Annotated in this window: 10 protein-coding genes, 1 rRNA gene and 1 riboswitch (1 of these 12 only partly in view); of the genes, 1 reads left to right on the top strand and 10 read right to left on the bottom strand. The window is 46.5% G+C overall.

What is annotated here, in order from left to right; genetic code table 11:
• The 10 genes from NYR53_RS03255 to bcp form a co-directional block, all read right to left on the bottom strand.
• Positions 1–310 (bottom strand): 16S ribosomal RNA (locus tag NYR53_RS03255); it reaches 1,232 nt to the left of the window's first position.
• 346 nt (positions 311–656) lie between these two features.
• Positions 657–2,060 carry an NCS2 family permease gene (locus NYR53_RS03250; RefSeq protein ID WP_261303906.1) on the bottom strand — a complete coding sequence of 468 codons (1,404 nt, stop codon included), beginning with the start codon at positions 2,058–2,060 and terminating at the stop codon, positions 657–659.
• A 137-nt stretch (positions 2,061–2,197) separates the two neighbouring features.
• Positions 2,198–2,298, bottom strand: a riboswitch (purine riboswitch).
• A 94-nt stretch (positions 2,299–2,392) separates the two neighbouring features.
• Positions 2,393–3,931 (bottom strand): glutamine-hydrolyzing GMP synthase, encoded by a 1,539-nt coding sequence (gene guaA, locus NYR53_RS03245; RefSeq protein ID WP_261303905.1) that lies wholly within the window; start codon positions 3,929–3,931, stop codon positions 2,393–2,395.
• 112 nt (positions 3,932–4,043) lie between these two features.
• Positions 4,044–6,470 carry a transglutaminase-like domain-containing protein gene (locus NYR53_RS03240; RefSeq protein WP_261303904.1) on the bottom strand — a complete coding sequence of 809 codons (2,427 nt, stop codon included), beginning with the start codon at positions 6,468–6,470 and terminating at the stop codon, positions 4,044–4,046.
• The gene (locus tag NYR53_RS03235) at positions 6,457–7,674 is read right to left on the bottom strand and encodes a DUF58 domain-containing protein (protein ID WP_261303903.1); all 1,218 of its coding nucleotides are present in this window, start codon (positions 7,672–7,674) and stop codon (positions 6,457–6,459) included. The genes NYR53_RS03240 and NYR53_RS03235 overlap by 14 nt, the downstream gene beginning before the upstream one ends.
• A 4-nt stretch (positions 7,675–7,678) precedes the next feature.
• Positions 7,679–8,656, bottom strand: a complete 978-nt coding sequence (locus tag NYR53_RS03230) for an AAA family ATPase (protein ID WP_261303902.1) — start codon at positions 8,654–8,656, stop codon at positions 7,679–7,681.
• Positions 8,657–8,720: 64 nt separating this feature from the next.
• On the bottom strand, positions 8,721–10,169 hold the full coding sequence (locus NYR53_RS03225) for a polysaccharide deacetylase family protein (RefSeq protein WP_261303901.1): 1,449 nt from the start codon (positions 10,167–10,169) through the stop codon (positions 8,721–8,723).
• 155 nt (positions 10,170–10,324) lie between these two features.
• Complete coding sequence (locus tag NYR53_RS03220) at positions 10,325–11,557, bottom strand: MFS transporter (RefSeq protein WP_261306264.1); 1,233 nt, start codon at positions 11,555–11,557, stop codon at positions 10,325–10,327.
• Between the two features lie 164 nt (positions 11,558–11,721).
• Positions 11,722–13,092: a hypothetical protein gene (locus tag NYR53_RS03215; RefSeq protein WP_261303900.1), complete on the bottom strand. Its 1,371-nt coding sequence runs from the start codon at positions 13,090–13,092 to the stop codon at positions 11,722–11,724.
• Between the two features lie 106 nt (positions 13,093–13,198).
• Positions 13,199–13,696: a thioredoxin-dependent thiol peroxidase gene (bcp, locus tag NYR53_RS03210; protein ID WP_261303899.1), complete on the bottom strand. Its 498-nt coding sequence runs from the start codon at positions 13,694–13,696 to the stop codon at positions 13,199–13,201.
• Positions 13,697–13,836: 140 nt separating this feature from the next.
• Here bcp and NYR53_RS03205 point away from each other — a divergent pair, with 140 nt between their 5' ends.
• Entirely contained in the window at positions 13,837–14,244 is a 408-nt protein-coding gene (locus NYR53_RS03205; RefSeq protein WP_261303898.1) for a VOC family protein, read from the top strand.

Genomic DNA, 14,244 nt, shown 5'->3' with positions numbered 1-14,244 from the left:
CCGTTCACCCTCTCAGGTCGGCTACGCATCGTCGCCTTGGTGAGCCGTTACCTCACCAACTAGCTAATGCGCCGCAGGCCCATCTATAAGCCACAGATTGCTCCGTGTTTCATAATTCTCTCATGCGAGAAAACCAGTTATCCGGTCTTAGCTATCGTTTCCGATAGTTATCCCGATCTTATAGGCAGGTTACCTACGTGTTACTCACCCGTCCGCCGCTAACTTATCCCGAAGGATAAGTCCGCTCGACTTGCATGTATTAGGCACGCCGCCAGCGTTCGTCCTGAGCCAGGATCAAACTCTCCATAATAGAAAATCTATTTGAAAGCTTAATTGCTCATTTGCGTTGCTAGCGAGATTTTGCAATCTCTTTTTTGAACGATTTCTCGTTCGCGCTTACTCACTCGTTGTTCAGTTTTCAAAGATCAATTTCTTTCGCATTAATCCTTCGCCCCTCAAAGGCGACTTTATCAATATACCACATCGGCCTATTCGATTGCAAGAACTTTTTTATTTTCTTTCGTTCTTTTCGTTCGACCGCCGAAGCGACAAGGAGTAATATAACAAATCCACAAACCGATTGCAAGCTTTTTATGCATTGAAAAATATGGAAATTAAAAAAGCTCCAGTGCGTAATGCACCAGAGCTTGAGCTTTTTAACCTTGGCTTCCTATAAAGATGTAACGAGCTAGGATTAGAATCGCCAGTACCCACATTAACCAGTGAATCGGGTAACGCGTCGGACTTTTGCCGCCTAGATTAGATGCTGCTGCCAGGACTACATACGCAACGATACCGAAGGAGATACCATTCGCAATATTGTAAGTGAAAGGCATCAATACAATTGTAAGGAAAGCCGGGATTGCTAGAACGAAGTCTTGAAAGTCAATCTCACGAATGGATTGAACCATCAGAACACCAACCACGATCAACGCTGCCGCTGTAGCTGAACCAGGAACCAACATAGCAATCGGAGCCAAGAACAGAGCAAGCAAGAAACATACGCCTGTCGTTACCGCTGTTAAACCTGTACGTCCGCCTTCAGCTACACCCGCTGCGCTTTCTACAAAAGCAGTAACCGTACTTGTCCCAACTAACGCGCCGCCACTAACACCAATTGCATCTACGAACATGGCTTTACCTACACGCTTGTTGCCTTCTTCTTTGTTCTTCATAATACCGGCGCGATTCGCGGTTCCTACCATCGTACCAAATGTATCAAAAAGCTCTACAAACGTAAAAGTAGCAATTACGGAAACAATACCTGTTGTCATAATGCCTGCAAAATCAAAATCAGCGAAACGAAGCTTGGACAAATCAGGAATCCATGTTGTCTCTGCACTTGTCAGAGTACCGAGATTAACCATACCCATGAAATACCCAATGATGGTTGTAGCCAAGATACCTATCAAGATAGCGCCGCGAAGTCGAAGCACCATAAAAATAGAAATCAATAACACCCCAACGATTGTTAAAATAACACCTTTATCTTCTAACGAACCCATGTGGAACACAGTTTCAAATGAAAGTACATCTGTAAATTGATGCGCCTTAATATCTTTGCCGCTTTCAACCGCAACCGTTAAGATGCCGCTGTTCTTGAAACCAATCATGGCGATAAACAAACCAATACCCACGGTAATCGCATGCTTCAGGCTGTCTGGAATGGCCACAAGGAGCATTTGACGGACTCTGGTAATGGTAAGAATGATGAAAATAATCCCCGAAATGAAGACGGCTGCTAAAGCCATAGAAAACGTGAATTTACCTTGCGAAGTTAAAATGATGGTCGCGAAGTAAGCATTCAAGCCCATTCCCGGAGCTAGCGCAACTGGAAAGTTAACGAATAACCCCATTGCAATCGTCATGACACCCGCAGCAATCGCTGTAGCCAAGAAAATCGAAGTCCAGTCACCGCCGGTTGCACCCGATTTAAAAGCACTCAAAATGTCTGGATTTACCGCAAGGATGTAAGCCATCGTCATGAAGGTTGTTATCCCCGCCATGATTTCTGTTCTTACTGTTGTGCCGTTTTGTTTCAATTTAAAAAAGCGATCCATTTTCCTACTCCTCCTAAACCGAATGTGGGGAACAGCAAAAAACCCGGAATCAAAATGCCTGATTCCGGGTACGAAAAAGGAGCTATCCATATGAGAGCTGCCTTCGATGTGTAAAGGTGCACGTAGAAACTCATACGGATTCCGTTCCTTTTTTTCGTAGCCAGATCATTTGCGGTGATCTCGTAGAAACTCTCAGGCCAATTCCCGAGATTATACGAAAAACTGTTATCCATAACACATTTTAGTTGGGAAATAACCAGATGTCAATAAAAAAGACGAACGATAAAGGGGTATATTTTCCCATAACGTTCGCCTTTTGCTAGTGATTTATATTATTCCCACTCAATGGTAGCAGGCGGCTTAGACGTGATGTCATAAACGATCCGATTCACGTTCTCAACTTCGTTAACGATACGAACCGAAATCTTCTCAAGGACGTCCCAAGGAATACGCGCCCAGTCCGCTGTCATGCCATCGATGGAAGTAACAGCACGAATACCTACCGTATAGGAGTAGGTTCTTGCGTCACCCATAACCCCAACGCTTTTCATGCCCGGAAGTGCTGTGAAGTACTGCCAGATCTCACGATCTAAACCAGCTTTGGCGATTTCGTCGCGCAGAATGGCGTCGGATTCACGAACTATTTTCAGCTTGTCCTCCGTTACTTCACCTAGAACACGAATAGCTAGACCCGGACCTGGGAAAGGCTGTCTCCAAACGATTGCCGCTGGAAGGCCACACTCCTCGCCTACTTTACGCACTTCGTCTTTGAACAGTGTTTTGAGCGGCTCGATGAGCTTGAACTTCATATCTTTCGGCAGCCCGCCTACATTATGGTGCGATTTGATCGTTTGAGCAGTAGCCGTGCCGCTTTCCACAATATCTGTGTATAGAGTACCTTGGGCTAGGTAAGTAAAGTCGTCGAATCGACTGGATTCCTCTTCGAATACACGAATGAATTCGGTACCGATAATTTTACGTTTTTGCTCAGGATCGTCTACGCCGGCAAGCTTGCCGAGGAAACGTTCACGCGCATCGATTTTGACCACTTTCATATCGAATTTACCGACAAAAGTGTCCATAACACTCTCTGCTTCACCTTGACGCAGCAAACCATGATCAATAAACATACACGTCAGTTGAGCGCCGATCGCTTTATGCAGCAATATAGCAACCACGGATGAATCCACGCCGCCGCTAAGTGCGCAAAGAACTTTCTTGTCGCCAACTTCTTGGCGAAGCTCTTTGACCATGTCTTCCACGAAAGAGGACATCGTCCAGTCGCCGACGCAACCGCATACGCCATAGATAAAGTTATGGATCATTTCATTCCCTTGAAGGGAATGACGAACTTCTGGGTGGAACTGTACGGCATGAATGTTGCGCTCACGGTTACTCATTGCTGCAATTGGAAGAGAATCCGTGCTTGCTTCAATAACGAAGCCTTCAGGTAGAACGGAAACGTGATCGCCGTGACTCATCCACACGGTTTGTTTGGATTCTAACCCTTTCACTAGCGGGCTTTCATTCGTAAATGCAAGATCTGCCTTGCCATATTCACGCGTATGCGCACGTTCAACTTTACCGTTCAGTTGGTGAGCAATTAACTGCATGCCGTAGCAAATCCCCAAGATTGGAATGCCCAGATCAAAGACTCCTGCGTCAACCGCCGGAGCTCCTTCACCGTATACGCTCGACGGACCGCCCGAGAACACAATTCCTTTAGGGTTTAGTTCACGAATTTTATCGACACTCGTATTGAACGGCAGCAGCTCGCTGTAAACGCCCAAATCACGAATTCGTCTAGCAATCAGCTGATTATACTGGCCTCCAAAATCTAATACGACAATCATTTCACTCGGTTTACTCATTATCCGACCTCCTAGATTCATAGCGATTGAGGGTTAGGGGGTTCCCCTTGTCCACTTATCACTATTTATAGGTACTAATTTTAAACATTAGGTACCTAGGATGTAAAGGGGTTTAATGTGTCTTTTGAATGGCTTTCCAAATTGCAGTAATTTCCCGCTTTGTATAGGTCAGTGAATTGGCCGTATCATAACGGACACTTTCGTAAATCAAGGCAAATTCGAGCAGCGCTTGTTTCTGTCGTTGATCATTGAAATTTAGCGTTGTGACGTACTCTCGCACCGTCTGGCTAGCGGATTTTGCGCCGTATTTGCGAAAAAGCCGCATCCATAATCGATCCATATACGGTGTCATGGGGTGTGAATGCCCCGGCTTGCTTTGGTGAATGGGAAAATATAGCCGCGAATTGACTTGGAACCCTTTTCGCCTAAGCAAAACGAGAATACCCACAAGAAGGAGACAACATCCGACTAAAACAATGAATGCTTTCCTATAAGTCTTTGCAAAATTGACAATTCTATCCTTCGCTGCATGAAGCCACTCACTTGGATTGGCAGTAAACTTGGTAGGCGTAGGAATGTTCGTGAGTGAAGCTGTCATCGCCGCTTGCTCCATAGCAGCTGTCGTCAAGGTTTCTCTCGGATGGTCGGACGAAATACCAGAGAAACCTGGTGTAGGCTCAAACGGCACCCAGCCCATGGAAGGAAAATAAACCTCAACCCAAGAATGCGCATCTTGATTTCTAACTATAACTTCCTGGAGCCCATCGCCGTCACTAGTTGCTTGAAGTGCTCCTGGAGCGAAACCTTTAACCCAGCGGGCAGGCACACCGACTGAACGAAGCATGACGACCATTGAGGTTGAAAAATGATCACAGTACCCTGTTCGGTCTACGAACAGAAAATGACTGACAAAATCCTCATTGCGGCTTGGATGCGTTGATTTTTCAAGACTATAGGTATAGGTATTGCTTAAATACTGCTCAATCGCAACTGCTTTGGCATAAGGCGTCAAACGATTCGCTGTCACTTGCTCGGCAATGCTGCGAACAGACCGCGGCAAAGAAGCTGGAAGTTGAAGATATTCTTCTGCAATGTCTGAGGGATAGCTGCCCGTATCCATGTTAAGTATGGATGGATCCTCCTGCACGGGTTGAATCGTTATTTTGTAATAAGATAATGGATCCATAATCTCTGGTAGAGTCACTTTACCATTAGATTTAGATGTAAGGAGGCTGCTCGGTGTTAGCGGTTTCCCCTTCTCACTCAAAAGCATATCAACGCCCAGTAACTTCCCACCCACAAACAATTGGTAATTAGGCGATTTCGTGTTCCATAGAATTTCCTGATTCACTACCCGACCTGTGTATGGTTGATTAGAAGTAACGTAAGGCTCTAGCGTTTGATTGGGCTCAGTCCAGCCTTTGCCGTCGTAGAAGCTTTTGGATTCTCCGCGCCAGTAGGTTAGTTCGGAGGTTCTGGCTGTGAATACGGGGGTCGTGTCCACTTGGAGTGGCCCCCCTAAAGAGGAGTCGTCTTGACCGTATCCAGACCTAGCAAAAGCACCTTTCGCTCCGGTATCTTCGTTGTAAAGTTCAAATATGCGATCGTATAAATATGCCCAGCTCACTGGTTTCATGAGAGGAGTAGGCTCCGCCTGCCTTGCCGAGTACCATCCTACACCAGCTAACGCACTGACAACGACCAAGCTGACTACAATCCATTTAAAAAAGCCGCCTGAACGCACCGAAGTGATGCCATAAGTTTGTTCAATTCTAGAGAGATTGAGCAGCGATAACAGCAGTAGTCCATATCCTATTGTGCGCATAATCCCTTGAACCGTATCCGCGCCGAGCACCAACTGTAAGAAGACGAGATACATGAGCGTGGCTGCGACAAACCAAAGACTGTGCTGCCTCTGCAGCATGAGAGCCTGCACAACGGAGATAAGGAGCGACCAACCTAACAAAAAGAGTAGTGTTCGCATTTGACCACTGATCAGATCGAAATGAGCTTGAACGATATGAACCATATCCTGAGAAATGATCCTCACCAAATCGATGATCCAGGCTCCGCCTAAAAATCCTTCACGGTCAAACATAAAGCCGATGAAGAGCAGGATAATGACGCTTTTGGCTATCCATCCCCAAACATAAGGGACCTTGAAGCAGTCTATGGCGATACAGATCGCAAATACGACGAGAATGGGACCGATTTGAATGGAGGCATCGGCCATCCAGGCTAGAGGGCGGAGCCATTCTGAGAGCAGCAGGAAGAGCAGCAGTGAGATTAGACTGTCTCGGAAAAAGGTGTTTGTTATAGGCGATGATGACTGTGCATTAGTGATGGCGCTTGAGTGGAAGATTGGACTTGATGGGATAGCGGCATGAGCGCCCGTATGTGTTGACGAAGTGAAAGAACGCGCGCTCGGTGAATCTGCGCTCGTGCGTAAAGATCGAGAATTCAGGCGCGACGAGTCTGCGCTTGTACGCAAAGATCGTGAAAGTACGCGCGGCACGCGGTGGGGTTCAAGCGGTTGCATCCACGACACCCCCTTGCTTTGGCCACTGGCTCAGCGGGTGCGGCACTTCTGTGAAGCTGCAGCCTACGGCCTGCAGCTGAGAAGCCCCCTCTCGCTCTGCGACCGAGAGGGAGGGACGCGCGTGCACGTAGATCACGTGCACGGATCGGCGCTTGGTGCGCGCATCTGCGATCGCGCGCACCAGCGCCAGGTCCAGCGTCGATGTGATGCACAGCATCGACGCATCCAGCGGCAAGGCCGCCGCCTCTTTCCTGACAAGGTCAGGAAAGGAGAGGGCGGCCTTGCCGCCCACGCTCGCGAGTACTTCGTACGCGAGCGGTAGATCAGGGCGAATCGTCGGCGCGATTCGCCTTCCCATGGAGCTGCTGGCGAAGCCGCAGCTCTCGCGCCCGGCAGCGGCGGCTTCGAAGAAGCCCGCCGCGAGGGCGACGCCCTTCTCCAGCAGCGGCTGCGCCGCCTCAGCTGGACCCGCCGCGGGCGCCGCGTCGAGCAGCAGCATCCGCTTCGCGGAGGATGCTTGCTCGGGGTCTTTGGTCATCAGCCGGCTCAGCCTGGCTGTGGATTTCCAATGAATGCGGTGGTAGGGATCACCGCTGACATAATCACGAACGCCACTAATCAGCGGAGTATCGGTTTTAGGTCCACGGACGGTAGACATATCACCGTCCTCCGATTGAAACCTCATGCCAGATCCTGTCAAGGAATCTGGTCTCGGATAGACAACACATCGATGAAGATCATCGCGGTATGCTTTTCGAACAGCAAAGCCAAATAAATCACCGGTCACCACCTGGAAGCCTGCGAACCGATAAACACCTCGCATTAGACCCGTCATTTTATAATGGAGGATGAAGGCTGATCGAAACCACGGGAAAACCAGCTTGCTATAGCTGAGCTTCACTCCACTTCCTTCATGAACCCAATTATCCTTAATGATCATCCAAGGCAGCGGCAAAAACGTACGATACCCAACCTGCAAAGTGATATCAACGTCTTCACCAGATACGAAAACCTCGCCTGACAACTGCCGGCTAACGGTGAGTCCTTTTAATGCGAATACATAAAATAATCCAGCCTGAATCCATATGAATGTCAAACAAATCCCTAAATACCAAGCGGCAAATCCACCTTGCCAATACACCAAAACCATAGATAGCACGGATCCCACAACCAACAGCGACATCTTACCCCAGCTTCTCATCATAGGCCTACTTCCCTGAGACATAGCGAAGAACAGGAGTTTGTAAGGAGGCTAGTAAGCCTGTCAAAATCGTATCCGCAGACTTGCCCGTCATTCGTGCTTCGGAAGTCAGAATAAGCCGGTGTGTCCAGATCGGCAGCACCAAATCCTTGATGTCGTCCGGCACTACGAAACTTCTGCCCTTCATATAAGCGAATGTTTGCGCAGCGCGCATCAAGGCGTAGGACGCTCTTGGACTTGCACCCAAGTACAAATCAGCATGCTCCCTAGTTGCCAAGGCCAGACGAACAATGAAATCTTTTAATGTATTATCGACATGAATCATGGCTGCTTCTCGTTGCAATTGCACAAACTCATCCTGTACGATAACAGGCTTCAAGTGCTCCAGCGGCTGGCGATCCTGTAGGCGATCCAGCATCAGTATTTCTTGCTCAGGCGTCGGATAACCAAGTGACAACTTCATCATAAAACGATCCATCTGCGCCTCCGGGAGCGCATAGGTACCTTCATAATCCACAGGATTTTGCGTAGCTAATAAGACGAAGGGTTTAGGCAATTCATAACTCACCCCGTCAATCGTAACCCGCTTCTCTTCCATTGCTTCTAAGAAAGCAGATTGTGTCTTCGGTGAGGTACGGTTGACTTCGTCTGCCAACACGACGGGTGTCATTAATGGTCCAGGGCGAAACTCAAAATCATTTGTCTTCACGTTAAATACAGACACACCGGTTACATCAGACGGCAATAAATCAGGCGTGCACTGAATTCTCTTAAACTCACAACCAATCGTCCTAGCCAAGGCACGTACAAGCATCGTCTTTCCAACACCTGGTACGTCTTCTAGCAAAAGATGGCCGCCGCTCAGCATAGCAACGAACGCTTTCTCTATCGTCTCTCTCTTTCCAACAATTACTTTCTCTACGTTCATGATCATCCGTTCCACGAGAGGCTGCGGCTGATCGAATATTCGGGTTTTCGACTGCATAGACAAGAAGCCTCCTTTATTAGGGTATGCTTCTAGTTTTTCCAGCCCTCTACTATTTTAGACATTACCCTCCCATAGCAAATAGAGAGTTTTTCAAAAGACTATTATTCTCTTTACTTATATAAAAAGGCCTTAATGCCACAGACACCTCTCGCTTATTAGATTCTATGACAGTATCCGTAATTCGCCCGCCTAGTAAATCTATGGTTTTCCGTAAGGGAACGATAATCTTACCGTTTTGGAAATCCATATCCGCTAATGAGTAGGTAGCCACGCTATTACCCAGGGTATACAGCCTTATGCTTCTAGTGGATAGATCATATTCCAAATCATAAACACCGAAATGCGCATTTGCTGTCTTCGTTTCAGACTGCCATTCAACTTGTCCTCCCATTTTCTCTATGAGAAAGCGAAGCGGCAGTTCAATCCGATTTGTGCGCAACTGATACTCCGCAGGTTCAATTGTAAAACTGCTGCCTCCGACCACATGAACTTGCAGAGGCAACGCCGCTTGCGCGGACAGAATTTGTGCCGTTTCTTCTCTGGCTACTACCGTTTGCTGGGCAAAATGCTGTTCAGCATCCTTCTGATCTTGATCCGTCTGAATATGTGCTAAAGCATATTGCTGTGTTTCTTTCATTAGTTCTTGGAAATGGGCCAAACTCATGTTTCTCGACCACTTCGACTTACCCACTGGAAATTGTTTGGGCTTAACTTGAGTCGTAAGGGGAGCGAACGCGTAACCTAATTTTTTGTAATAACTGATGACTTGAGGCAATACCTCTACCGTTGACTCGTGCCCGCTGCCATCATGAAACAGGATGTTGATCTCATGCTCGAGCGGTGATTCCTTAATCGTTTGCCATATTTCATTCACAGGGACATGCGCTCTTTTGGAATCACCACTGTCTACATTCCAGTCCACAACCGTATAACCCGCCTGATCCATCAAATAGTAGTAGTACGCATCGAAATTCGTATATGTACCTCCCGGGGCGCGCACCAATTGCGGTCTGGTATCAGCCAAACTGGCAAATATGTCCTCACTTCGCTGGATTTGGTCCCAAAAGGTTTGGAAATCGCTATACAGCTCTTTATATACATGATTATAGGAATGATTGCCTAATGTATGTCCGTCTTGCACGATTCTTTTGACCAATGCAGGATGTGCCTGAGCTTGTTCGCCAAGTGCGAAAAACGTAGCTTTTACATTCTCTTTATCTAAAATATCCAGCACCTGACTCGTCAGCTTGCTAGGACCGTCATCAAAGGTCAAGTATACGGTAGGCTGCTCCGGTGTTTCATACGTCTTTTCGCTCTGCGGGCGCTTGCCTGTTTTGAGCTTTTGATAAAGATCTTGCCCTTCTTGTGCTTGTGCTTGTGCGGAGTTTCCATCGCTCTCCGTTGCCTTTGCCGGAACGCTCAAGAAAAATAGAGAAACTAGTAAAAGGAATACTAATGAAAGTTGAAATCTTTTCTGTCTGTTGGTCGTACGTTGTACACGAAAGCGCATCCGATGATCCCTCCGCTTGTTCTATCATTTTGCTAGCTGATAGATTATATGGGAGAACCTTCAAGAGTATGTCTCTATGACAAAAACTACCCCTCTCTGAGTGAGAAGGATAGTTTTGAGTGGAAGAGCCTAAGTTGATTTAGTTCAAATTAATGCTAAATTTCTTGCGGCACAGCTTCATTTTTCGCTTGTGTTGTCACGTTAAACAAGGGTCTGCTGCCAATAAGACCAATGAAACTAACGACTAATAAGACTCCGAGCAAAAGAATGGCCGTCCTAGCGCCTTGAAAAGAAACAATTTGCGTACAGACGCCAATGAGCAGAACTCGCATCCCCATCCCTACGGTGTTGAAAAAACTATTCACACGACCGATCAAATGATTTGGGACCATTTCCATCAAAATCGTATTACGTGCTACGCGACTCCCCGCATTCCCCCATCCGTTCAACGTTTTGAATAGGAGAAAAATAGAAACTAGCGGGAATACATAAAAGAAAACAATCGACAGACTAAAAATGACAAACGAAAGAATCGTCGTATAATAGGAGCCCAAACGCTGCATGAGCAGCGGGACCGTTAATCCGGCCACGACAGCTCCGATGGCGAAAATCATATCGGCCGCCCCAAGAACATTGGCCCCTCCATGGAGGACACTTGTGATATAGACGGGGTAAAGGTAATTACCGACCATAACACACAGAAACGGCATCAGTGCGCAAAGGAAAAACATGACCAATAGCGGTCTTGTTTTCAAATAAGCAAAGCCTTCTCTGATATTGGACCACATGGAAACGGCGCCGTTTGCCGTCACAGACCTATTCTTGATATAAGGAATAAGTAAAAATAGACCAAAGCCCAAAAAGTAAGTCATCGCGTCCGCTAATAGAATCCACGCAAAATCGATATGATCGATCAGTAGACTGGCCAAGCCTCCCGCGATCATCGATGTGGATTGATTTTGGACTTCGAGGATGGAATTTAACGTTTTGTACTGCTCCTTCGAGAAGATCTCTTGCGTAAATGCGAACTGGGTTGGAAAGTGAACGTTGTAGTACAGAGAACCGCTAAAATAAATAACAATCAACTGCCACGTTTCGAAGTGGCCTGCACTTAATCCCCAGAGCGCAAAAAGCAGCGTGACTGATCCGCCGACAACTTCACTTCCCAGCAGCATTTTCTTTCGGGAAATACGATCAATATACACGCCGATATGCGGCGATAGAAAGAAAAGTATAATGGTTGACGCTAGCGTTGCGTAACCAAATATCTCACTTCCCCCGGCTCGATTCACTAACAGCCACGGCACACCGATCATTGTTATTCCTGAGCCGATCGAGGATAAGATGTTGGCTATCATGAGAAACATCATTCTTCGGTCTTTGAGCATCATCCACATGTGAGAAATGTCCTTTCAAAGTAGGCTATTTGTTTCGGTGCAGCTAGTATAGAAAGCTTTGCCCTTATACGTATCCTCACTAATAAATCAATCGCTGTCAATCATAAAAAAGAAAACCACCCTACGATGTTCGTCGTAAGATGGCAGTTCGTCTGTCAGCTTGACTCCTCTGTTTCCCCTATAGGAGCTTCAATCTCCCCAAGGACCATGATTTTACCCGTTCTGGCATCAATATTTACAACCATTTTATTTCCTGCTGGATAGACCGCTTCTACGACCCATCCGTCATAAATTGACCTGTCCGTGTTGTAATGGAGCACCAGCCCCTTCTTGAAGGTCGCTTTCCATTCGGCTTCAGAATCGGGGTCCGTTTCTTTGGCTATTTGCAATGCGGTTTTCTCATCAATTAGCAAAGGGGTATCGTTCAATGTCTCCCTTAAGCTTGCACGGATAGCCAGAGCAGCCGCTTCCGCATAGGTTAGGTAACCGTGGACGCCGAAGCTTTGACCGTTCCGTCCCTCCAAAAGCCCATCTCCGTAGGCAACAGCGATCTTATCGGAATCAAAAGCATTGCGATAATCTGCAAACGCTGTTTCAGCTTTCATTTTTTCCTCCGCAGTTGCGCTTCTTGTATTTTTCCCCAGCTTAGTTATTCCGACTACCGCTCTGTCCCGAAGTATTCCTCCATCCTGATCATAGGCAAGCGTATACATAAACGCTTTCTCCTTCACATAGGCAGGTACTGGCAACCCTGAAATGAGCATTTCGTGCCACAGACCAACAGGAATATTGCGTTCGGCGTTCATCGGATCTTGAAAAGCACGACGCAGCACCTTAAGCATCGGCTTTGGAAGCTTATTGCTTTGGTAGGCAGACTCCAGCTCTTCGCTGAGCCAATGGTTTGCCGGCAGATCCGGCTTGGCATACGCCAATTCCCCCATGACCTTAAACATCATAGAAATGGCTTCGGCATTCGTCAGCATATCGTTCGGCCTAAACTTTTCTTTCACCGAATCATCCAAAATTCCATGGATATACGCAATCTCAACCAAACCTCGCTGCTTATCGTTGATATCCTGGAGATCCAGCAGCTCTTTTGCCGACTTTACTTCTTCACCAGACCAGCTCCCCGTGAAGTAAGAACCGATCAACAGCTTTACCATCCCTCCGACCGCATTTTCACGGGAAATCCCCGTACCTCGCCCTAGCTCGTTAACATACATGTTGATCCAGGCTTCACGGTTTTTTTCCGGCAAATCCACCGCCATTTTAAGAGCCGTCGCCCAATCATCGAGTAATATAGGTTTATCCAGCTTGCCAGAGTCCAGCACATTTAGCTGAAATGAATCCCACTCTTTCTGCGTGATCGTACCTTGTGTCGACGAATTAACCCAATAAGGCACGATGTACTGCTTGTAATCCTTAAGCTCCTTCATCACCCAATGGGTTTCCTCCACAGCCCCGTACGCTGTACTTCCATATGCCATGAAAATAGACAATATCGAAACCATCAGCTTCTTTTTCATCGCTTTCCCCTCTTCACAAATTTTCTCCCCTGCAATGAATTAGACGAATAATTTGTAAAAAAGTTCCAACGTTCTATACTGCGTTTTAGTGATTATGGGTTGATCTTTATGTATTAGTATTCAATGCCATTACAGCGTCCAAAACCGACTGAACGTGATTCTTCACCCTCACTTTACTCCATTCCTTGACGATATATCCCTTTTCATCAATTAGGAAAGTAGACCGAACAATCCCCATATACTCACGGCCATATAGTTTCTTTAGTGCCCAAACACCGAACTTCTCAGCTACCTGATGGTCAGGGTCAGAAAGCAGTAGGAACGGCAGCTCATACTTCGCAATGAACTTATCGTGGGCTTTCAACTCATCTGGGCTAATTCCGATCACTTCCACACCGAGCTGTGCAAACTTACCATTATAGTCACGAAAATCGCACGATTGCTGGGTACAGGTTGGCGTGTTGTCTTGAGGGTAAAAGTAAATGACCAGCTTCTTCCCTTTGAAATCCTTTAAGGATACTTTTTTCCCGTTGGATGCAGGTAGTGTAAATGAGGGAGCCATTCGCTTGGCTGACTCTGTCTCAATCTGTATCTTTTTGCTCATCTATGTTCTCTCCTCTAATTATCCAGCTCTTGTTTGTACCATTATGCGTCATTTAGTGGGAGAACATCAAACTGATCTTATCCAAACTAGCTTTTACAAAGAAAAATATGGTAGTTTAAAAAGGAGAGGAAGTGTTCTTATTGAAAGCAAACATAGCTGTAATTACTATTTTATCGAATGACGTGCCTCTTTTAGCTCGGTTTTATCGTGATGCACTAGGTTTTAAAATACTTGTTGATTCTGAGGAATATGTTGAATTCGAGAATATAGGAGTTCGTTTTTCTATTTGCTCAAAAAGACTAATGGCTGTTAACACCGATGGACATAGCTCCTTTTTAGAAGAACGTAAAGGTCAATCATTCGAGCTCTGTTTCCCCTGTGATTCCCCGGAATTAGTCCAAAAAACGTATAGAGACATCCTTACCAAAGGTGCTATTGCAATTAAAGAACCAACTATTATGCCATGGGGACAGACAACAGCTTTCTTCGCTGATCCTGAAGGAAACATTCATTCCATTTATGCAGACGACGAAACTTCTGATTCGTAA

This window comes from Paenibacillus andongensis, assembly GCF_025369935.1.
In the GTDB taxonomy this organism is placed as follows: domain Bacteria; phylum Bacillota; class Bacilli; order Paenibacillales; family NBRC-103111; genus Paenibacillus_E; species Paenibacillus_E andongensis.
Note: the sequence above shows the minus strand (reverse complement) of the source record. Positions and strands in the feature narration are given on the sequence as shown.

Excerpts from the sequence above, each read along its gene's own strand:
- NYR53_RS03250 (WP_261303906.1), bottom strand. The coding sequence starts at position 2,060 with ATGGATCGCTTTTTTAAATTGAAACAAAACGGCACAACAGTAAGAACA.
- guaA (WP_261303905.1), bottom strand. The coding sequence starts at position 3,931 with ATGAGTAAACCGAGTGAAATGATTGTCGTATTAGATTTTGGAGGCCAG.
- NYR53_RS03240 (WP_261303904.1), bottom strand. The coding sequence starts at position 6,470 with ATGCAACCGCTTGAACCCCACCGCGTGCCGCGCGTACTTTCACGATCT.
- NYR53_RS03235 (WP_261303903.1), bottom strand. The coding sequence starts at position 7,674 with ATGATGAGAAGCTGGGGTAAGATGTCGCTGTTGGTTGTGGGATCCGTG.
- NYR53_RS03230 (WP_261303902.1), bottom strand. The coding sequence starts at position 8,656 with ATGCAGTCGAAAACCCGAATATTCGATCAGCCGCAGCCTCTCGTGGAA.
- NYR53_RS03225 (WP_261303901.1), bottom strand. The coding sequence starts at position 10,169 with ATGCGCTTTCGTGTACAACGTACGACCAACAGACAGAAAAGATTTCAA.
- NYR53_RS03220 (WP_261306264.1), bottom strand. The coding sequence starts at position 11,557 with ATGCTCAAAGACCGAAGAATGATGTTTCTCATGATAGCCAACATCTTA.
- NYR53_RS03215 (WP_261303900.1), bottom strand. The coding sequence starts at position 13,092 with ATGAAAAAGAAGCTGATGGTTTCGATATTGTCTATTTTCATGGCATAT.
- bcp (WP_261303899.1), bottom strand. The coding sequence starts at position 13,696 with ATGAGCAAAAAGATACAGATTGAGACAGAGTCAGCCAAGCGAATGGCT.